This is a genomic window from Paraburkholderia caffeinitolerans (assembly GCF_902859945.1).
Classification (GTDB): domain Bacteria; phylum Pseudomonadota; class Gammaproteobacteria; order Burkholderiales; family Burkholderiaceae; genus Paraburkholderia; species Paraburkholderia caffeinitolerans.
Genome location: NZ_CADIKL010000012.1, coordinates 1 through 19,371, shown reverse-complemented (window position 1 = coordinate 19,371; position 19,371 = coordinate 1). Strand labels below are relative to the sequence as shown.

Below are 19,371 nucleotides of genomic sequence, written 5' to 3'. Positions count from 1 at the left end.
GGACGAATGAGCAGGATCCATCCCACCGCGGTCGTCGAGTCCGGCGCGCAAGTCGATGAATCGGCGGAGATCGGGCCGTATGCGGTGATCGGGGCCAACGTCACCATCGGCGCACGCACCAAGGTCGGCTCGCACAGCGTGCTGGAAGGCCACACGACGATCGGCGAAGACAACATGATCGGCCATTACGCGATCATCGGCGGCCGTCCGCAGGACATGAAGTACAAGGGCGAGCCCACGAAGCTCGTGATCGGCAACCGCAACACCATTCGCGAGTTCACGTCGATCCATACGGGCACGGTGCAGGACACCGGCGTCACGAGCGTCGGCGACGACAACTGGATCATGTCGTACGTACACGTGGGTCACGACTGCCGGCTCGGCAACAACGTGATCATGTCGAGCAACGCGCAGCTCGCGGGCCATGTGATCGTCGACGATTTCGCGATCGTCGGCGGCATGACGGGCGTGCATCAGTTCGTGCGCATCGGCGCGCACTCGATGGTGGGCGGCGCATCGGCGCTCGTGCAGGACGTGCCGCCGTTCGTGGTCGCCGCGGGCAACAAGGCGGTGCCGCATGGCATCAACGTCGAAGGGCTGCGCCGTCGCGGCTTTACGCCCGACGCGATCTCGGCGCTGCGCTCGGCCTATCGTGTGCTGTACAAGAATGGCCTGTCGCTCGAAGAGGCGAAGGTGCAGATCGCCGAGCTCGCGCAAGCGGGTGGCGACGGCGACGCGCACGTGAAGGCGCTGCTCGATTTCGTCGAGCAGTCGCAACGCGGCATCATCCGCTAACCGATGGCGCTACAAACCCGTCCGTTGCGCCTTGCCATGGTTGCCGGCGAGCCGTCCGGCGACCTGCTCGCGGCGTCGCTGCTCAAGGGGCTGACCGGCAGGCTGCCGGATAGTGCGCACTACTACGGAATCGGCGGGCCGCGCATGCAGACCGCCGGTTTCGAGGCGCACTGGCCGATGGACAAGCTCACCGTGCGCGGCTATGTCGAGGCGCTCAAGCATATTCCCGAGATCCTGCGCATTCGCGGCGAACTCAAGCATCAACTGCTCGCGGATCCGCCCGACGTCTTCATCGGCGTGGACGCGCCCGATTTCAACTTCGGTCTCGAACACCCGCTGCGCGATGCGGGTATTCCCACGATTCATTTCGTGTGCCCGTCGATCTGGGCATGGCGAGGCGGCCGCATCAAGAAGATCCAGAAGGCCGTGGATCACATGCTCTGCGTCTTTCCGTTCGAGCCGGCGATCCTCGAGAAAGCCGGCGTGGCGGCGACCTACGTGGGGCATCCGCTTGCCGACGACATCCCGCTCGAACCCGATGTGCCCGGCGCGCGACGCGCGCTCGGTCTGTCGGAGAGCGGACCGATCATTGCGGTGCTGCCGGGCAGCCGCCGCTCCGAGATCAACCTGATCGGTCCGACGTTCTTCGACGCGATGCAGATCATGCAGCAGCGCGAGCCGGGCTTGCGCTTCGTGATGCCGGCGGCGACGCCGGCGATCCACGCACAGTTGCAAGAGCTCGCCAACGCACACCAGGGCCTCGCGCTCACGATCATCGACGGGCAGTCGCAGATGGCGATGACTGCCGCAGACGCGATCCTCGTCAAGAGCGGCACGGTTACGCTCGAGGCGGCGCTGCTCAAGAAGCCGATGGTCATCTCGTACAAGGTGCCTTGGCTCACGGGGCAGATCATGCGCCGCCAGGGCTATCTGCCGTATGTCGGCCTGCCGAACATTCTCGCTGGGCGCTTTGTGGTGCCCGAGATCCTTCAGCACTTCGCGACGCCCGAGGCGCTCGCGGACGCGACGCTCACGCAATTGCACGACGAGGCCAACCGGCGCACGTTGACCGAAGTGTTCACGCAGATGCACCATGCGCTGCGCCAGAACATGTCGGAGCGGGCGGCCGAGGTGGTCGCCAGCGTCGTGGAGCGCCGCAGGAGCCCGGCATGACCGAAGTCGCGATCAAGCGCACACGCGCGAAGGCGCCTGCGGCGAAAGCTGCGGCACAAGCCGGATCCAAAGCACCGTCGAAAACGCCTTCGAACGCGGCCGAGAAACGCGCGGCGCGTCAAAAGTGGGCGGAGCAGGCCGGTCTGCTGTTCGAGTCGCCTGATGACATCGTCTGTGGCGTGGACGAGGCTGGGCGCGGACCGCTAGCCGGTCCGGTCACGGCCGCCGCCGTGATTCTCGATCCGGCGCGTCCGATCGCCGGTCTTGACGATTCCAAGGCGCTCTCGGCGAAAGCGCGCGAAGCGCTCTACGACCTTATCATCGAGCGCGCGCTTGCATGGTGCGTGGCGTCGGCGAGTGTCGAGGAGATCGACTCGCTTAATATCCTGCACGCGACCATGCTGGCGATGCGGCGCGCCGTGGAAGGGCTGAGCGTGACGCCCACGCTCGCCAAAATCGACGGCAACCGCTGCCCGGTGCTGCCGGTGCGCAGCGAGGCCGTGATCGGCGGCGATGCGCTGGTGCCCAGCATCTCGGCGGCGTCGATCATCGCGAAGGTCACGCGCGACCGCATGCTGCTGGAGTTGCACGAGGCGTTTCCTGTCTATGGCTTCGATGCGCACGCGGGCTACGGCACCGCGCAGCATCTGGCCGCGCTGCGCGAGCATGGCCCGTGCGTGCATCACCGGCGCACGTTTGCGCCCGTGCGCGACGCGTATGCGTTGCATGGTCTCGCGCCGGCGAGCGAGGCAAGGACGGCAAACACGGCCGCCACCCCGGACGACGACGCCTTCGCATCAGCCTGAGTCGGGTAATGTTCCGTTTCACGCAATCCGGCGTCGCTTCGTGCGGCGCCGTTGTCTTTTTCAACCTTCTTTTTTCAGATCGCCAGGCCCGCCCGTGAAAGCCATTACTTCGCGCGACAATCCGCTCTACAAGCGCCTGAAGGCGCTGGCCGGCTCGACGCACCAGCAGCGGCGCAGCCATCAGGCCCTGCTCGAGGGCTTTCACCTCGCGAGCGCGTGGCTCGACGGCGGCACGCAGCCCGAATACTGCATCGTGACCGAAGGCGCGCTTGCGCATGTAGAGGCGCAGGCGATCGTCGCGCGCGTTGACGAACGCCGCGTCATCACGCTGCCCGACGCGCTCTTTGGCCAGCTTTCGAACGTGGTGCACGGCGTGGGCATGCTGCTGCTCGTGGACATGCCCGAGGCGCATCTGCCAGAGCGGGTCGAGTCGACCTGTCTCGTGCTCGACGGCCTGCAGGACGCGGGTAACGTCGGCTCGATCCTGCGCAGCGCGGCGGCCGCAGGCGTCGACAAGGTATTCTGCACGCCGGGCACTGCTTACGCGTGGTCGTCGAAGGTGCTGCGCTCGGCGATGGGCGCGCACTTCCTGCTGCAGGTCTTCGAGAATGTCGATCCCGAGGCGCTGATCGCCATGCTGCGCGTGCCGGTCGTGATCACCGATTCGCATGGCGCGCGTGCCATCGACGAGAGCGATCTCACGGGGCAGGTGGCGTGGGTTTTCGGCAATGAGGGGGCGGGCGTCTCGCAACTGTGGCGCGACGCGGCTGCGCTGCGCGTGACGATTCCGCAGCCGGGCGGCATGGAGTCCCTGAATGTGGCGGCTGCCGCCGCCGTATGCCTCTTCGAGCAATGCCGTCAGCAGCGCCACGCGCCCTGAGCGTCGCTCGGCGTTGAGTCACGCCCTTGTGGCTGACGCAACAAAAAGGCCTGCATCGCGAGCGAGCAGGCCTTTTTCGTTTCTACACGGGGCGATCTTCAGTACACCGGCTTGTCGAGGCGGATTTCCTGCAAGATCGTCGTAGCGATTTCCTCAATGGACTTGTGCGTCGACGAGAGCCACTTGATGCCTTCGCGCCGCATCATCGCCTCGGCTTCGTTCACTTCGTAGCGGCAATTTTCCAGTGCCGCGTACTTGCTGCCGGGCCGCCGCTCGTTGCGGATTTCCGTGAGACGCTGCGGATCGATCGAGAGCCCGAAGATCTTCCCGCGATACGGCAGCAGCGAATTGGGCAGCTTGGCGCGTTCGAAGTCGTCCGGGATCAGCGGATAGTTGGCTGCCTTCACGCCGTACTGCATCGCCAGATAAAGACTGGTCGGCGTCTTGCCGCTGCGCGACACGCCCACGAGGATCACGTCGGCGTCGTTCAGATTGCGGTCGGACTGGCCGTCATCGTGCGCGAGCGAGAAGTTGATGGCCTCGATGCGGTTCTTGTATTCGTCTGTGTCGGCGTTCTGGTGGCCGCGGCCCATCGCGTGGCTCGACTTGAGCTCCAGCTCCTGCTCCAGCGGCTCCACGAAGGTCTGGAACATGTCGAGCACGAGCGCGTTCGAGCGCTTGAGGATCTCGTTGGAGTCGCTGTCCACCAGCGTCGTGAAGACGATTGGCCGGCGGCCTTCGTGCACCGCGGCTTCGTTGATCTTTTCGGCGGTCGAGTAGGCCTTGTCCGTCGAGTCGATGAACGGCACGCGCACGAGGCGGAATTTCTGGTCGAACTGCGAGAGGATCGAGTGCGCGAAAGTTTCGGCAGTGATCCCGGTACCGTCGGAGACGATGAATACGGTAGGCGACATCGGTTGAGGCTGCGTGTGTAAGTGGGACCAGAGGGGGCGGAAACGCCCGGAAGATGCCCCCGAAGCGTTGTGGAGCGGGCCTGAGGCGCGATTCTCGCCGACAGACACATTTTCGAGAGTCGGCACGGTAGAATAGCGGCAACCTGTTGGATAAGCAATTGCAGTGCAATCGCGCCGAACCGCAGTTTATCGTGGCTCAATCGGGCGTCAATTTGCAGCGATTCCGGGTAATTTCGTGCAATCGCGCGCATCTCCCCGCTTTTCCTTACGCTGGATGCTAGCCCCAGGGCTATGGCGATTGCTTCTCCAACAGGTTGCGCAAGGCGCGAATCCGCTTCCAATGGGCGGCTCGCGTTCGAGCCCACTTGCGCAATCGTGAATTTTTTTCACACTTAGGGGCTTGTATGACTAACACCGTTGCCAAGGATCAGGCTTATGTAGTGCCGTTCGAGCAGTTGCGGATGACCGACGTTGAGGTTGTGGGCGGCAAGAACGCCTCGCTCGGCGAAATGATCAGCCAGTTGGCTGAGGCTGGCGTGCGTGTGCCCACGGGCTTCGCGACGACCGCGCTCGCCTTCCGCGACTTCCTGAAACATAACAACCTGACCGAACGGATCGCCGCTCGCCTGGAAACGCTCGATGTCGACGACGTCAAGGCGCTGGCCGAAGCGGGCAAGGAAATCCGTCAATGGATCGTTGACGCGCCGCTGCAGCCGAAGCTGGAGGCAGACATCCGCGCGGGCTTCGAGACGCTCAAGAACAGCTCGCCGTCTGAGCTGTCGTTCGCCGTGCGTTCGTCGGCTACGGCCGAAGATCTGCCCGACGCTTCGTTCGCCGGCCAGCAGGAGAGCTACCTGAACGTGGTGGGCATCGAGGATGTGCTCGATCGCCTGAAGCACGTGTTCGCGTCGCTCTACAACGACCGCGCCATCTCCTATCGCGTCCACAAGGGCTTCACCCACGCCGAAGTCGCGCTGTCGGCTGGCGTGCAGCGCATGGTCCGTTCGGATCGTGGCGCCGCGGGCGTGATGTTCACGCTGGATACGGAATCGGGCTTCAAGGACGCCGTCTTCATCACGTCGAGCTACGGCCTCGGTGAGACCGTCGTGCAGGGCGCGGTGAATCCGGACGAGTTCTACGTCTTCAAGACCACGCTCGCTCAGGGCAAGGCCGCGATCATCCGCCGCTCGATCGGCTCGAAGCTCATCAAGATGGAATTCACGCAGCCGGGCGAGCCGGGCCGCGTGAAGACGGTCGACGTCTCGCACGAACAGCGCAACCGCTTCTCGATCACCGACGAAGACGTGATCGAGTTGGCCAAGTACGCCGTCATCATCGAGAAGCACTACCAGCGTCCGATGGACATCGAGTGGGGCAAGGACGGCCAGGACGGCAAGATCTTCATTCTCCAGGCACGTCCGGAGACGGTGAAGAGCCAGGCTGCGGGCAAGGCGGAGCAGCGCTTCAAGCTCAAGGGCCAGTCGCAGGTTCTGGCGACAGGCCGCGCGATCGGCCAGAAGATCGGCGCGGGCCGTGTGAAGGTGATTCACGATCCGTCTGAAATGGAACGCGTGCAGCCGGGTGACGTGCTGGTTGCCGACATGACCGACCCGAACTGGGAGCCGGTCATGAAGCGCGCTTCGGCCATCGTCACGAACCGTGGCGGCCGTACCTGCCACGCAGCGATCATCGCGCGTGAGCTGGGCGTGCCGGCAGTCGTGGGCTGCGGCGACGCAACCGACGTGCTGAAAGACGGCGCGCTGGTGACTGTGTCGTGCGCGGAAGGCGACGAAGGCCGCATCTATGACGGTCTGCTCGAAACCGAAGTCAGCGAAGTGCAGCGCGGCGAGCTGCCGGCGATTCCGGTCAAGATCATGATGAACGTCGGCAATCCGCAGCTCGCGTTCGACTTCTCGCAACTGCCGAATGCAGGTGTTGGCCTCGCGCGTCTCGAGTTCATCATCAACAACAACATCGGCGTGCACCCGAAGGCGATCCTCGAGTACCCGAACATCGACGCGGACCTGAAGAAGGCCGTGGAAAGCGTTGCACGCGGTCACGCATCGCCGCGCGCGTTCTACGTCGACAAGCTCACGGAAGGCATCGCCACGATCGCGGCGGCGTTCTATCCGAAGCCTGTCATCGTGCGTCTGTCGGACTTCAAGTCGAACGAGTACAAGAAGCTGATCGGCGGTTCGCGTTACGAGCCGGACGAGGAAAACCCGATGCTGGGCTTCCGCGGCGCGTCGCGTTACGTGGCCGAGGACTTCGCACAGGCGTTCGAAATGGAGTGCCTCGCACTCAAGCGCGTGCGTGAAGAGATGGGCCTCTCGAACGTCGAGATCATGGTGCCGTTCGTGCGTACGCTCAAGCAGGCGGAGCGCGTGGTCGGCCTGCTCGAGAAGTTCGGCCTGAAGCGCGGCGTGAACGGCCTCAAGCTCATCATGATGTGCGAAGTGCCGTCGAACGCGATCCTCGCCGAAGAATTCCTGCAGTACTTCGACGGCTTCTCGATCGGCTCGAACGACCTCACGCAGCTCACGCTCGGCCTCGACCGGGACTCGGGCATGGAACTGCTGGCCGTCGACTTCGACGAACGCGATCCGGCCGTGAAGTTCATGCTCAAGCGCGCAATCGAAACGTGCCTGCGCCTGAACAAGTATGTCGGCATCTGTGGCCAGGGCCCGTCCGATCATCCGGACTTCGCCCAGTGGCTCGCGGACGAAGGTATCGCGTCGATGTCGCTGAATCCCGACACGATCATCGATACGTGGCAGGCCCTCGCGAAGTCGCAGGCGAAGTAATGCCCGCCTGTTGACCCGACATTGCGCGCCGCCCCGGCGCGCGCGGCGTGTGGTAGTTGAGGCGGCTTAGGCCTTGCTTCGCACGCTGCGGAAAACAGTGTCAGCTTCGTGCTATAACACCCCGGTCTATCCGGGGTGTTTTACTTTGGGAGGTCGACGTGGGTCCGCATGGTTTGTTCTGGTGGATCGGCGCGGGTGTGCTGATCGTGGCTGAGCTGATGACTGGCACGTTCTATCTGCTGATGATCGCGCTCGGCTTCCTCGCGGGCGTGCTGGCCTATGAGCTGGGCGTGCCGCTCGACCTCCAAATGGTGGCTGCGGCGCTGGTGGCGCTGGTGGCTGTGATCGCGCTGCGGCGCTCGCGGTTCGGGCGGCGCCGGCGCATGGTCGATGCGTCGACCGATCCGGGTGTGAATCTCGACATCGGCTCGATTGTCCCGGTCGCCGAGTGGCGCGACGGTCGTGCGCGCACGATGTATCGCGGCGCCGAATGGGACGTCGAGCTCGCGCCGGGCGAGCCGGAGGACGCCCATCTCTATGAAATCAAGGCGGTGCGGGGCAGTTGCCTCGTTGTCGCAGCGAGGCGCGACGGCAGCGTGGCGCCAGGCGTGCACGGTGCTCAAGAAGGCACGCGCCACGCCTGAACGAAGTCAAATCGAAGCCAAAGGGGGAAGCGTATGCAAGTGCCTATTGTCGGGGTGATTCTGCTTGTGATCGTCGTCGTGTTGATATCGAGGACCATGAAGATCGTGCCGCAGCAGCATGCCTGGGTGCTCGAGCGGCTGGGCCGCTACCATGCCACGCTCACACCGGGTCTCTCGATTGTGCTGCCGTTCGTCGATCGCGTGGCCTACAAGCACGTGCTCAAGGAAATTCCGCTCGATGTGCCGAGCCAGATCTGCATCACGCGCGACAACACGCAGCTCCAGGTGGACGGCGTGCTGTACTTCCAGGTAACCGACCCGATGAAGGCCTCGTATGGCTCGAGCAACTTCGTGTTCGCCATCACGCAGCTTTCCCAGACCACGCTGCGCTCGGTGATCGGCAAGCTCGAACTCGACAAGACCTTCGAGGAGCGCGATTTCATCAATCACAGCATTGTGTCGGCGCTCGACGAGGCCGCCTCGAACTGGGGCGTGAAGGTGCTGCGCTATGAGATCAAGGACCTCACGCCGCCGAAGGAAATTCTGCATGCCATGCAGGCGCAGATTACGGCGGAGCGCGAAAAACGCGCGCTGATCGCAGCTTCGGAGGGGCGCAAGCAGGAGCAGATCAACCTCGCGGCAGGCGCGCGCGAGGCGGCGATCCAGAAGTCGGAAGGCGAGAGGCAGGCCGCCATCAACCAGGCACAGGGTCAGGCGGCGGCGATTCTTGCGGTGGCCGAGGCGAATGCGCAGGCCATCCAGAAGATCGGCAACTCGATCCAGGCGCAGGGCGGCATGGATGCGGTCAATCTCAAGGTGGCCGAGCAGTACGTCACGGCGTTCGGCAACCTCGCGAAGCAGGGCAATACGCTGATCGTGCCCGGCAACATGAGCGACCTGAGCTCGATGATCGCGTCGGCGCTCACTATCGTGAACCGCTCGGGCATGAAGGAGACGCAGTTGAGCCGCGACGCGGCGAAGGGCGCCTGAGCGAGTGCCTGTACTACCGCCTGAGCGCCCTCAAGGTGCGCTTAGGTTGGCGTGCGCATGAGACGCGCCTTTTCGCGCTGCCAGTCGCGCTGCTTCTCGGTCTCGCGCTTGTCGTGGAGCTTCTTGCCCTTCGCGAGGCCGATCTCGCACTTCACGCGGCCGCCCTTGTAGTGGAAGTTCAGCGGCACGAGCGTGAACCCGCGCTGCTCGACCTTGCCGATCAGTTTGTCGATCTCTTCGCGGTGGAGCAGCAGTTTGCGGATGCGAGTAGGGTCGGGCTGGATGTGCGTTGAGGCTTCGGGCAGCGGGCTGATGTGCGTGCCGATCAGGTACAGTTCGCCGTTCTTGATCACGACGTAGCTTTCCTTGATGTTGGCTCGCCCTGCGCGCATGGCCTTGACCTCCCATCCTTCGAGCGCGAGCCCCGCCTCGTGGCGCTCTTCGATGAAGTAATCGAAGAAGGCTTTTCTGTTGTCGATGATGCTCATAGGAAAATGGGAAACGCCCAACTCGTTTAAAATTACGATTTTAGCAAAGCGGGCCACCGAAAGCCCGTGGCGCCTTCACCCTTGCCTCGCATTGCGCAATTTATGGCGGATGTCCAGAAAACCGTATTGATTCGCCATTCGGCGGAACAGATGTTCGACCTCGTGACCGACGTCGACGACTATCCCAACTTCCTGCCGTGGTGCGGCGGCGTCGAGGTTCGCCGCAAGGACGAGGACGGAATGGAAGCGAAAATCGATATCAACTTCAAGGGCATCAAGCAGCACTTCGCCACGCGCAACAAGCACAAGCGGCCTGAGCGCATCGACATGGAGTTCGCCGACGGCCCGTTCAAGAAGTTCACGGGCGCCTGGCGCTTCACGCCGCTGCGCGCCGATGCCTGCAAGATCGAATTCTCGCTGCATTACGAGTTTTCTAACATTATTCTCGAGAAGATCATCGGCCCGGTGTTCCACCACATCGCGAACACTTTCGTCGATACCTTCGTGAAGCGCGCCGACCAGCGTTACGGCAAGAACAAGGTATGAGTGCAAAACTGTTCATCGACGTCTGCTATGCGCTGCCTGACGCGCAGACGCTCATCGGCGTGGAACTCGAGTCCGGCGCGACGGTGCAGCAGGCCATCGAGGCCAGCGGAATTCTCGTGCGCCATCCGGAAATCGATCTGACAAAACTGAAGGTGGGCGTCTACGGCAAGCTCAAGCCGCTCGACACAGTGCTCGCCGATCATGACCGCGTGGAGATCTATCGCCCGCTGGTGGTCGATCCCAAGCTTGCGCGCCAGCGCCGCGTCGACAAGACGCGCAAGGAGGGCTCGATCGAGGGCCGTAAGTGGCAGAACAAGGATTCGCGCTGAATTCGCGTTGATGGGGCAGTTAGTGGCTATCTGAGGGCGCGTGTTGCGCCCTCAGGCTTTTCAACTCGCGGTGCGGCGGTGCTCCGAGCCGTTCCTTCCCGAGGTGTTCGTCTCGCCAATACCTGGAATCCCCGGCAAATCGCCTTCCGGCACGATGCCGTCTCCATGCGCCGTGTCTTCCGTTCCGGCCCGCCCGAATGCTGGCGGACCGACCAGCTCACGCCCACCACCAGCAGCACGACGGCCGCGACTTCGAGCAGGCGCGGCAGGCGGTGGTCGTAGACGAAACCGTAGAGCAGGGCGAACAGCGTCTCGAACACGATCATCTGGCCCGAAAGCGTAAGCGGGAGCCGCTTGGACGCCGCGTTCCAGAGGCCGTTGCCGAGCCACGACGCACCAATGGCCAGCACGAGATTCAGTTGCCAGAACGCAGTCCAGCGCCCGCTGCCCACGCTTTGCTGGACCGTGCCGGCGGGCATGACGAGCACCACGAGCCAGAGCAGGCCGCCGAGCGCGCCTGTCACTACGCCCCACAGCACCGACCACTCGTTGCCGCCGAAATGGGCGTTGCGTTGCAGATAGCGGGCATTTTCCACGGCGTACCACGTCCAGCAGGCGAGCGCACCAACCGCGCAGCCCAGGCCGGCAATCTTCGTGAGCGTGCTGGCGTGATCGCCTGCGCCTGCAGTGAAAACATCGACGTTGATACACACGATGCCGGCCGCGATCATGGCAAGGGGCCAGGCCAGCTTTGAAAGCGCCACCGCGCCGTGATCACCGCGCCCGAGCAGCGTGACCGTGACGGGCAGGACGCCGACAATCAGCGAGGCTGGCGCGATGCCCACGAGGTGAATCGCGCTTGCAAGAAAGAGGTAGTAGAGCAGGTTGCCTACGAGGGCGAGCTTCACGAGCGCGATGAGGTCCGCGCGTGTCAGGCGCGGCCAGACGCGCCGCAGCATGGGCAGGAGCGCGGCGAACGAGACGAGGCCGTACATCGTGTAGCGCCCGGCGCTCAGGAGCAGCGGCGAGAACTCCGGCAACTGGCGCGGCACCAGGAACACCGTTCCCCATAACGCACCGGCGAGCACGCCGTACAACACACCACGCTGCATTTCCCTTGCCTCCACAATTTCGATCTGACCGTCCTGGCCTTGCAGGATGGGTGGAAGCTTAATCGCACGTCGCACGACCGTCTTGTTCAATCCTGCACGGCGCGTTTTCCCGATTTCGCGAATCCCGATTCGCAGCGTACGGCTGGCGGCCAGAAAATCGGGTCTGACACACCGCGCTTTCCCCGTCGCGCACCCCGTCCCAAACCTCAAAAAAATCCCGAAAACGGCGCTAACCTACTGTAGACACTGATGATTTCCAGGGCGCTATCCCGTATAATCTGCTTTTGCGCCTATAGGATTTGCCATGCGTCTGATCCAGAAAGCACTCACGTTCGATGACGTGCTCCTCGTCCCCGCCTTTTCCGACGTTCTCCCGCGCGACACCAGCCTGAAAACCCGGCTGACCCGCAATATCTCCCTGAATATTCCGCTTGTCTCGGCCGCGATGGATACCGTCACGGAAGGCCGCCTCGCAATCGCGATGGCGCAGCAGGGTGGCGTCGGCATCATTCACAAGAACCTCACGCCGGCTGAGCAGGCGCGCGAGGTTGCGAAGGTGAAGCGTTTCGAGTCGGGCGTGGTGCGCGACCCGATCACGGTTCCGCCGCAGATGAAAGTCGCGGACGTGATCGCGCTCTCGCAGCAGCATGGCATCTCGGGTTTCCCGGTGGTGGAAGGCGCGCAACTCGTCGGCATCGTGACGAACCGTGACCTGCGCTTCGAAACGCGTCTGGACGAGCCCGTGCGCTCGATCATGACGCCGCGCGAGCGCCTCGTCACCGTTAAAGAAGGCACGCCGCTCCTCGAAGCCAAGGCGCTCATGCACAGCCACCGCCTCGAGCGCGTGCTGGTCGTGAACGACGCGTTCGAACTGCGCGGCCTCATGACCGTCAAGGACATCACCAAGCAAACGGAGCACCCGGCCGCCTGTAAGGACGAGCATGGCAAGCTGCGCGCGGGCGCGGCTGTCGGCGTGGGCCCGGACAACGAAGAGCGCGTCGAGCTGCTGGTGCAGGCCGGCGTGGACGTGATCGTGGTCGACACGGCGCACGGCCATAGCAAGGGCGTGCTCGAGCGCGTCCAGTGGGTCAAGAAGAACTTCCCGCACGTCGAAGTGATCGGCGGCAACATCGCAACTGCCGACGCCGCGCGCGCGCTCGTCGAATACGGCGCGGACGGCGTGAAGGTCGGCATCGGCCCGGGTTCGATCTGCACGACGCGTATCGTGGCCGGCGTGGGCGTGCCGCAGATCACCGCGATTTCCAATGTCTCGGAAGCGCTCAAGGGCACGGGCGTGCCGTGCATCGCCGACGGCGGCGTGCGCTACTCGGGCGACGTTTCGAAGGCGCTGGCAGCCGGCGCGAACGCTGTGATGATGGGCAGCATGTTCGCGGGCACCGAAGAGTCGCCGGGCGACGTGTTCCTGTTTCAGGGCCGTCAGTACAAGTCGTACCGCGGCATGGGCTCGGTCGGCGCGATGAAGGACGGCGCAGCGGACCGTTACTTCCAGGACAACTCGGCCAACATCGACAAGCTCGTGCCGGAAGGCATCGAAGGCCGCGTCGCCTACAAGGGCCCAATCAACGCCATCCTGTTCCAGTTGATCGGCGGCGTGCGCGCCTCGATGGGCTACTGCGGTTGCCGTACGATCGACGAACTGCACGCGAAGGCGGAGTTCGTGCAGATCACCGGCGCCGGCTTGAACGAGTCGCACGTCCATGACGTGCAGATCACGAAGGAAGCCCCCAACTACCACGTGGACTAAACCGCGATGAAGCCGCTGCTACGCATAGTGCTGATTGTCGACGCGTTGATGCTGCTGGGTTTCGGCGTGCTGTTCCTGTGCACGCCCTGGAGCTCGCTCTACAACGCGTTGCAACTGGTGCAGCCGCAGCCGCCGCTCATCGGCCAGGCGTTCGGTGTGGTGCTGGCGGGTTTCGCGTGGATCGCGCTGCGCGCGGCCTTCGACGGCGACTTGACCGTCACGGTCGGGCGCACGGTGGGGCACGTCAACTGGATTGCCGGCGTGCTGATGCTGGTCTGGCTGATCGGCCTGCATACGCCGCAACTCACGGGCTTCGGCCAACTGGTGGCCGGCGCGGTGGGCGCCTGGCTGATCATCGTCGGGCTGGGCGGCACACGCCTGGCCGGCGCGGTGAAGCGGCGCGAGAAGGCGCAGGCGGCTGAGGCCGCTGCGCAGGAACGCGAGGCGCGCGCCGTGGCCAGGACGAAGCGCGAAGAGCCCGTGGTATACGCGAAGCCCGTTTTTGCTGGCGGGCCGGTGGAAACCGGCGCGGCGGGCGTAGAGTCCGCACCGGCAACGCCGGCCACCGCGGGCGCGGCGGCGCAAGTGCAAGATCCGCATCTTGCAGCGCGAGACGAAGCGGCCGACGCGCCGCGGCCACCGCTGCGTGGCTGACTCGCGCGAGACGCCAGGGAGCGGGCCGTACCCGCCGCTGTGTGTCCGGGAGTTGTTTGCACCGCTGCCATCAAGCGCCAAGGTTCCGATGAATTCACGCCGTGCGCCAGATTCACCCAGCGCGCGGCTTTCTGTATCTGTTCTTTTTTTAGGTCTCGTCCGCTGCCATGCACGACAAAATCCTGATTCTCGACTTCGGGTCGCAAGTCACCCAACTGATCGCGCGCCGTGTGCGCGAAGCCAACGTCTACTCTGAAATTCATCCGTACGACGTCGACGATGCATTCATTCGCGAGTTCGCGCCGAAGGGCATCATCCTCTCGGGCGGCCCGAACTCGGTCACCGAAACCGACACCCCGCGCGCCCCGCAAGCCGTGTTCGAACTGGGCGTGCCGGTGCTCGGCATTTGCTACGGCATGCAGACGATGGCCGAGCAGCTCGGCGGTAAGGTCGACGGCGGCCACGAGCGTGAATTCGGCTACGCCGAAGTGCGCGCGCGCAACCACACGAGCTTCCTCGACGGCATCGAGGATTTCCGCACCAGCGAAGGCCACGGCATGCTCAAGGTGTGGATGAGCCACGGCGACAAGGTCACCGACATGCCGCCCGGCTTCAAGCTGATGGCATCGACGGAATCGTGCCCGATCGCGGCGATGGCCGACGAAGCACGTCACTTCTATGGCCTGCAATGGCACCCGGAAGTCACGCACACGGTGCAGGGCCGCGCGATGCTCGAGCGCTTCGTGCTGGGCCTCTGCGGCGCGAAGGCCGACTGGGAAATGGGCCACTACATCGACGAAGCCGTCGAAGCGATTCGCAAGCAAGTGGGCAACGAGCACGTCATTCTCGGCCTCTCAGGCGGCGTGGATTCGTCGGTGGCTGCAGCGCTGCTGCACCGCGCGATTGGCGACCAGCTGACCTGCGTGTTCGTCGATCACGGTCTCCTGCGCTTGAACGAAGCCGAGCAGGTGATGTCGATGTTCGCGGACAACCTCGGCGTGAAAGTGGTTCATGTCAATGCGAGCGCGGCGTTCATGTCGAAGCTGGCGGGCGTGACCGATCCGGAAGCGAAGCGCAAGATCATCGGCGCGGAGTTCGTCGAGGTGTTTCAGACCGAAGCGGGCAAGCTCACCGACGCCAAGTGGCTCGCGCAGGGCACGATCTATCCGGACGTGATCGAGTCGGCGGGCAAGGGCAAGAAGGGCGCGCACACGATCAAGAGCCACCACAACGTGGGCGGCCTGCCCGAGACGCTGAACCTCAAGCTGCTCGAACCGCTGCGCGAACTGTTCAAGGACGAAGTGCGCGAACTGGGTGTAAAGCTCGGCTTGCCGCACGATATGGTGTATCGCCATCCGTTCCCGGGCCCGGGCCTCGGCGTGCGTATTCTCGGCGAAGTGAAGCGCGAGTTCGCGGACCTGCTGCGCCGCGCCGATGCGATTTTCATCGAGACGCTGCGTAACACCATCGATAAGGAAACCGGCAAGTCATGGTACGAACTGACGAGCCAGGCGTTCGCGGTGTTCCTGCCGGTGAAGAGCGTGGGCGTGATGGGCGATGGCCGGACTTATGAGTATGTGGTTGCGCTGCGCGCAGTGCAGACGCTCGACTTCATGACCGCGCATTGGGCGCATCTGCCGCATGAGTTGCTTGGGCAGGTGTCGAACCGCATTATTAATGAGGTGCGTGGGATCAATCGTGTCGTGTATGACATTTCGGGCAAGCCGCCGGCGACGATCGAGTGGGAGTGAGCGCCATTTTGGAGCGTAGTCTGTCAAAGCCTGGCAACTACAGGCAATAGCAGCGTAAAAGCCCGCGATTTCGCGGGCTTTTTTCATGCCGAGCTGCTTTAACCGAAGGAGATTTTGATCGTTTCGATAACGGTAGATGATCGATGCGGTATGGGGCGGGGAATAGATCGCTGCGTAGCATACTCAACATGCTGATTCTGCTGCGGTCAAACCCTTGCATACCAGGAGGTCTTTCAAATGCCGATTGTGGGCGTATCTCATTTCGGGCTTTGCATCAGTGATTTGGATCGATCCCTGCAGTTTTACTGCGATATCCTGGGCTTTCGATTGCTCGGACGTGTGGACGCTGACCAGGATCGCGAGGCAGTTGAGGTTGTCGGGCGATTGCTCGAGATCGACGATCTTGATATGACGCTGGCGTTCATCGAGCGGGATGGCGTTCGCATCGAATTCCTGCGGTTTTTTCCACCGGCTTCCGGTGGCGGAAAGCCGCCGATGAACCGCATCGGCTTTACACATTGATAGAACCGGTCCGCATTTTTGTGGCACGGCAAGCGTTGGATCTGTGTCAGGATCCGTACGATTTTGCCAGTTGCTTTGATATGCTAACTTGTCATGCTGCAGCGGCGTTCTGATACTGTGTTCATGGCGAAAGCTTTACCCGCGCTGGTTTTGCATTATCTGCTTCTGCATCTTGCGAGTTGCACGGAGAAGTCATGGATATTGATTGGAAGCAGCGCACGCATCAGTACGTTCAATCGCGACGTCAACACCCTGCCTGGCAATTGTTGGCGGCACGCAGTGCGCCGCTCGTGCTAAGTTGTTTGCAGACGTTATTTGAGAAGAGTCACGACGGCATTGAGGTCGAGGCAGCCGAGCAGATGCTAGCGGCCTTACTGGAACAACATGCCAACTCAGATGAGTTTGGTGTTGATCCGGACGACGATTGCTCGGTGATGGCACGCAAGGAGCTTCGCGGGTGGATTCGTCGTTCGTTGCTGATTGAGCGTGCAGGACGGCTCTATGCAACAGACGCCCTGGAAGAGGCATTGCGATTCGTTGCCGCCCTCGATGGTCGCCTGATGACCTCCACGGCTTCCCGCCTCTCTATCGTGCAACGCGAGATAGAAAACCTCGAGTCCAACCTGAACCCGGATCCTCGGAGTCGATCGAGGTATTTGCAGCGCAAGATCCAGGAGCTTGAACGGGAACTCGAAGATGTCAATGCGGGTAATGTTCGCGCAATGACCGAGTCGGAGTCAGTCGAGGGTATCCGCGAAATCTATAATCTGGCCACGAGTTTGCGAGCGGACTTTCGCAGGGTGGAGGATTCATACCGCGAGGCGGACCAGGCATTGCGACAGTCGATTGTGAGCGAGCGAAGTCATCGAGGCGCGATCGTCGATAAGCTGCTGAACAGTCATGACGAACTTCTGGAAACGGCGGAAGGAAAGGTATTTCGTGGTTTTCAGCAGCAGCTAGGGCGCTCGGCCGAGCTGGACGCGATGAAGTATCGCTTGCGTCAGATAATCAACCATCCCACTACCCGCTCTGCTCTTAATCCAAACCAGCAACATGAACTGCGTTGGCTCATTATTCGTTTGATCGATGAGTCTGCAGAGGTCATCCGCGCGAGAGCTCGAAGCGAGCGTGACGTCAAGGGGTTCCTTCGTACGGGGTTGGCAGCAGAGCACCATCGTGTAGGGGAACTGATCGGCGACGTTTTACAGCAAGCGCTAGCGGTCAGCTGGGAAACGGCCTCGGTACGAGGCATGGATGGCCCATTCCCACCGGTCGCAATTTCTGTCGCTGGACTCCCGCTCATCGAAAGAGTTCGGTTCAAGGTCGTCGAGGATGAAGCGCAGCAAGCGCTCGAGTTGCAGGTGCAAAGCATGGATCCGCTGTCGATCGATGACGAGTTCTGGGAAGCGCTGGACGGTTTGGATCGGCAAGCGTTGTACGAGACGACAGTGGCACTGCTCGAGCAAAGCGGTCAGCGCATGGGGATTGCAGAGTTGGCGCGACATCTTCCGCCAACGCATGATCTGGAGACAATCGCGCTCTGGTTGAGCATGGCGCGGGAAGCGGAGGCGTTGGTGGGCGAGGGCCGGGAGAGCGTTGATGTGGAAGGGCGAGGTGGCGTGGCCTTGCGCTTTAACGTTCCTCAGGTGGAACTCGGTTTTGAGGATCTGCGCGGTTTGGATATGGAGCTATAACATGGCAAGCATTTTCGATACGCTCACGGCTCCGAAGGACGAGGGCAAGGGGACTGCTGAGGTCGCAATGCAGTTGACGGCCGATGAGCCGGCTGGAGAATCCGGTGCCGGCGAGTCTTCCGGGACGGTGAGTGCTACATCCCGCGACGTGAAGGATGCGTGCCAGGAACTGCTCAAGTTTGGCCTCCTGGAAACAGCAAAAAAGCCCAATCTTTATCGGATTGCAGTAACCGACTCAGCCGAGATCAATCGCATTCTGGAGCCGCTGGACCTGGTGCTCAAGATTGACGACATTCGCGGGTTGGCTTTCCTCGTTGTTGCTCAGTCGTATTTCCCCGATTCGGAAGACGACGAATGGTCCCATCCCCTAATCCGCAGGCAGCGCCTGACCCTGGAGCAATCGCTATTGGTGGCGCTACTGCGCCGGCACTATCTGGTTCATGAGCAGGAGCAGGGCATAGGCGCACCGGATGCTCCGGTACTGGTCGAAGACATCGCTTCCCAATTGCAGCTCTATCTTGGGAATCTTGGGAGCGAAGCGCGTGAACTCCAGCGCGCACGTAATCTGCTCGACAAAGTCAAGTCGCATGGGATCGTCTCCGAGGTTGACCCTCAAGATCAGTTCCTGATTCGCCCGATCATCGTTCATCTCGCCAATCCCGAGAACTTGCAGGGGTTGTTGCAGGTGCTCAAGCAAGCGTCTTCTGGCGCGCTTCGCACGGATGAGTACGGGCCTGTCCAACGCGAGGGAGAGGGTGCATGAGGGCGGCCAACTCGGTCCATTCGGGCATTGAAGACCTGCTGCCGCCGGCGGCATTCATTCTCACCCACCTCGATGTCTTTAACTGGGGTCCGTTTAACGGGCGCCATCACGCAGAGATTGACATCGAGGGCACAGCGATCATTGGCCAGACCGGGAGTGGAAAGACCACGCTCGTCGACGCTTTGATGACGTTGATTGCTGCACAGCCGCGTTACAACCTCGCATCGACCGGAGGGCACGAGAGCGATCGTGACCTCGTGTCGTATGTGCGTGGGGTTTCCGGCGCAGGGCGCGAGGGCGACACCGACCATATCACCAGGCCAGGAAAGACCGTTTCGGCGATTGCAGCGACGTTTGGAAATGGAAGTGAGACGCTGGCCATTGCAGGGATATTCTCGCTGGAGGGAACTGGCTCATCGGCCACCGAGCTTGACAGAATCTGGATGATACTGCGTGGTGCAGAGCTAGACCTTGATGATTTGCTGGAGTTGCACCACGTCGGTGGCAAGAGGGCGCTCAGGCAACATGAGCGAGAGATTTCTGGACTCCTGAAAGTATTCGATAGCAAGAAGGCGTACGTGCTGGAGCTTCGTCGCATCTTCGACGTCGGCGAGAATGCCTTTACCCTGTTACTGACCAGTTCAATAAATAGTGCGTATATTGGATCAAGCTGCGTAGCGAACATGCTTCTCCTGAAACAGGTTGCGGATAACATGAGGCTGCTTCTGCCGGCGATGCAGA

Annotated in this window: 19 protein-coding genes; 16 read left to right on the top strand and 3 right to left on the bottom strand. The window is 62.4% G+C overall.

What is annotated here, in order from left to right; genetic code table 11:
- Positions 1-6: 6 nt before the first annotated feature.
- The 4 genes from lpxA to HV773_RS14120 all read left to right on the top strand — a co-directional run bounded on the left by lpxA (position 7) and on the right by HV773_RS14120 (position 3,654).
- Positions 7-795, top strand: a complete 789-nt coding sequence (lpxA, locus tag HV773_RS14135) for an acyl-ACP--UDP-N-acetylglucosamine O-acyltransferase (protein ID WP_129561904.1) — start codon at positions 7-9, stop codon at positions 793-795.
- 3 nt (positions 796-798) lie between these two features.
- Positions 799-1,968 carry a lipid-A-disaccharide synthase gene (gene lpxB, locus HV773_RS14130; protein WP_129561905.1) on the top strand — a complete coding sequence of 390 codons (1,170 nt, stop codon included), beginning with the start codon at positions 799-801 and terminating at the stop codon, positions 1,966-1,968.
- Positions 1,965-2,774 (top strand): ribonuclease HII, encoded by an 810-nt coding sequence (gene rnhB, locus HV773_RS14125; RefSeq protein WP_129561906.1) that lies wholly within the window; start codon positions 1,965-1,967, stop codon positions 2,772-2,774. Before lpxB ends, rnhB begins: the two co-directional genes overlap by 4 nt.
- 94 nt (positions 2,775-2,868) lie before the next feature.
- Positions 2,869-3,654 (top strand): TrmH family RNA methyltransferase, encoded by a 786-nt coding sequence (locus HV773_RS14120; protein ID WP_129561907.1) that lies wholly within the window; start codon positions 2,869-2,871, stop codon positions 3,652-3,654.
- A gap of 98 nt (positions 3,655-3,752) precedes the next feature.
- Here the strand turns inward: HV773_RS14120 and ppsR are convergent, their stop codons facing one another.
- A complete protein-coding gene (gene ppsR, locus HV773_RS14115; protein ID WP_129561908.1) occupies positions 3,753-4,568 on the bottom strand; it encodes a posphoenolpyruvate synthetase regulatory kinase/phosphorylase PpsR in 816 nt (271 codons plus the stop codon).
- A 404-nt stretch (positions 4,569-4,972) separates the two neighbouring features.
- On the opposite strand from ppsR, the gene ppsA reads away from it, so the two are divergent.
- The 3 genes from ppsA to HV773_RS14100 all read left to right on the top strand — a co-directional run bounded on the left by ppsA (position 4,973) and on the right by HV773_RS14100 (position 9,006).
- Complete coding sequence (ppsA, locus tag HV773_RS14110; protein WP_129561909.1) at positions 4,973-7,372, top strand: phosphoenolpyruvate synthase; 2,400 nt, start codon at positions 4,973-4,975, stop codon at positions 7,370-7,372.
- A 218-nt stretch (positions 7,373-7,590) separates the two neighbouring features.
- Entirely contained in the window at positions 7,591-8,016 is a 426-nt protein-coding gene (locus HV773_RS14105) for an NfeD family protein (RefSeq protein ID WP_160113471.1), read from the top strand.
- 33 nt (positions 8,017-8,049) lie between these two features.
- Positions 8,050-9,006 (top strand): SPFH domain-containing protein, encoded by a 957-nt coding sequence (locus tag HV773_RS14100; RefSeq protein ID WP_129561911.1) that lies wholly within the window; start codon positions 8,050-8,052, stop codon positions 9,004-9,006.
- Positions 9,007-9,047: 41 nt separating this feature from the next.
- On the opposite strand, the gene smpB is transcribed toward HV773_RS14100, so the two are convergent.
- Positions 9,048-9,494 (bottom strand): SsrA-binding protein SmpB, encoded by a 447-nt coding sequence (gene smpB, locus HV773_RS14095; RefSeq protein WP_129561912.1) that lies wholly within the window; start codon positions 9,492-9,494, stop codon positions 9,048-9,050.
- Between the two features lie 102 nt (positions 9,495-9,596).
- Here smpB and HV773_RS14090 point away from each other — a divergent pair, with 102 nt between their 5' ends.
- Together HV773_RS14090 and HV773_RS14085 are read left to right on the top strand one after the other, a co-directional pair.
- Complete coding sequence (locus HV773_RS14090) at positions 9,597-10,040, top strand: type II toxin-antitoxin system RatA family toxin (RefSeq protein ID WP_129561913.1); 444 nt, start codon at positions 9,597-9,599, stop codon at positions 10,038-10,040.
- Positions 10,037-10,369, top strand: coding sequence for an RnfH family protein (locus HV773_RS14085; RefSeq protein ID WP_129561914.1), 333 nt, complete (start codon positions 10,037-10,039; stop codon positions 10,367-10,369). The genes HV773_RS14090 and HV773_RS14085 overlap by 4 nt, the downstream gene beginning before the upstream one ends.
- 26 nt (positions 10,370-10,395) lie before the next feature.
- Here the strand turns inward: HV773_RS14085 and HV773_RS14080 are convergent, their stop codons facing one another.
- Entirely contained in the window at positions 10,396-11,481 is a 1,086-nt protein-coding gene (locus HV773_RS14080; protein ID WP_129563323.1) for a DMT family transporter, read from the bottom strand.
- Positions 11,482-11,785: 304 nt separating this feature from the next.
- Here HV773_RS14080 and guaB point away from each other — a divergent pair, with 304 nt between their 5' ends.
- The 7 genes from guaB to HV773_RS14045 form a co-directional block, all read left to right on the top strand.
- On the top strand, positions 11,786-13,246 hold the full coding sequence (gene guaB, locus HV773_RS14075; RefSeq protein ID WP_129561915.1) for an IMP dehydrogenase: 1,461 nt from the start codon (positions 11,786-11,788) through the stop codon (positions 13,244-13,246).
- A gap of 6 nt (positions 13,247-13,252) precedes the next feature.
- Positions 13,253-13,900: a hypothetical protein gene (locus HV773_RS14070; RefSeq protein WP_129561916.1), complete on the top strand. Its 648-nt coding sequence runs from the start codon at positions 13,253-13,255 to the stop codon at positions 13,898-13,900.
- A gap of 167 nt (positions 13,901-14,067) precedes the next feature.
- The gene (gene guaA, locus HV773_RS14065; RefSeq protein ID WP_129561917.1) at positions 14,068-15,651 is read left to right on the top strand and encodes a glutamine-hydrolyzing GMP synthase; all 1,584 of its coding nucleotides are present in this window, start codon (positions 14,068-14,070) and stop codon (positions 15,649-15,651) included.
- 237 nt (positions 15,652-15,888) lie between these two features.
- Positions 15,889-16,173 (top strand): VOC family protein, encoded by a 285-nt coding sequence (locus tag HV773_RS14060; protein ID WP_129561918.1) that lies wholly within the window; start codon positions 15,889-15,891, stop codon positions 16,171-16,173.
- Positions 16,174-16,367: 194 nt separating this feature from the next.
- The gene (locus HV773_RS14055) at positions 16,368-17,867 is read left to right on the top strand and encodes a DUF3375 domain-containing protein (RefSeq protein WP_129561919.1); all 1,500 of its coding nucleotides are present in this window, start codon (positions 16,368-16,370) and stop codon (positions 17,865-17,867) included.
- Between the two features lies 1 nt (position 17,868).
- On the top strand, positions 17,869-18,630 hold the full coding sequence (locus HV773_RS14050) for a DUF4194 domain-containing protein (RefSeq protein ID WP_129561920.1): 762 nt from the start codon (positions 17,869-17,871) through the stop codon (positions 18,628-18,630).
- Positions 18,627-19,371: ATP-binding protein (locus HV773_RS14045; protein ID WP_281365273.1), on the top strand; the 745-nt coding region annotated here is incomplete at its 3' end. The genes HV773_RS14050 and HV773_RS14045, both read left to right, overlap by 4 nt.

Coding starts and splice junctions, on each gene's coding strand:
- lpxA (WP_129561904.1), top strand. CDS start 7: ATGAGCAGGATCCATCCCACCGCGGTCGTCGAGTCCGGCGCGCAAGTC.
- lpxB (WP_129561905.1), top strand. CDS start 799: ATGGCGCTACAAACCCGTCCGTTGCGCCTTGCCATGGTTGCCGGCGAG.
- rnhB (WP_129561906.1), top strand. CDS start 1,965: ATGACCGAAGTCGCGATCAAGCGCACACGCGCGAAGGCGCCTGCGGCG.
- ppsR (WP_129561908.1), bottom strand. CDS start 4,568: ATGTCGCCTACCGTATTCATCGTCTCCGACGGTACCGGGATCACTGCC.
- ppsA (WP_129561909.1), top strand. CDS start 4,973: ATGACTAACACCGTTGCCAAGGATCAGGCTTATGTAGTGCCGTTCGAG.
- HV773_RS14105 (WP_160113471.1), top strand. CDS start 7,591: ATGACTGGCACGTTCTATCTGCTGATGATCGCGCTCGGCTTCCTCGCG.
- HV773_RS14100 (WP_129561911.1), top strand. CDS start 8,050: ATGCAAGTGCCTATTGTCGGGGTGATTCTGCTTGTGATCGTCGTCGTG.
- smpB (WP_129561912.1), bottom strand. CDS start 9,494: ATGAGCATCATCGACAACAGAAAAGCCTTCTTCGATTACTTCATCGAA.
- HV773_RS14090 (WP_129561913.1), top strand. CDS start 9,597: ATGGCGGATGTCCAGAAAACCGTATTGATTCGCCATTCGGCGGAACAG.
- HV773_RS14085 (WP_129561914.1), top strand. CDS start 10,037: ATGAGTGCAAAACTGTTCATCGACGTCTGCTATGCGCTGCCTGACGCG.
- HV773_RS14080 (WP_129563323.1), bottom strand. CDS start 11,481: ATGCAGCGTGGTGTGTTGTACGGCGTGCTCGCCGGTGCGTTATGGGGA.
- guaB (WP_129561915.1), top strand. CDS start 11,786: ATGCGTCTGATCCAGAAAGCACTCACGTTCGATGACGTGCTCCTCGTC.
- HV773_RS14070 (WP_129561916.1), top strand. CDS start 13,253: ATGAAGCCGCTGCTACGCATAGTGCTGATTGTCGACGCGTTGATGCTG.
- guaA (WP_129561917.1), top strand. CDS start 14,068: ATGCACGACAAAATCCTGATTCTCGACTTCGGGTCGCAAGTCACCCAA.
- HV773_RS14060 (WP_129561918.1), top strand. CDS start 15,889: ATGCCGATTGTGGGCGTATCTCATTTCGGGCTTTGCATCAGTGATTTG.
- HV773_RS14055 (WP_129561919.1), top strand. CDS start 16,368: ATGGATATTGATTGGAAGCAGCGCACGCATCAGTACGTTCAATCGCGA.
- HV773_RS14050 (WP_129561920.1), top strand. CDS start 17,869: ATGGCAAGCATTTTCGATACGCTCACGGCTCCGAAGGACGAGGGCAAG.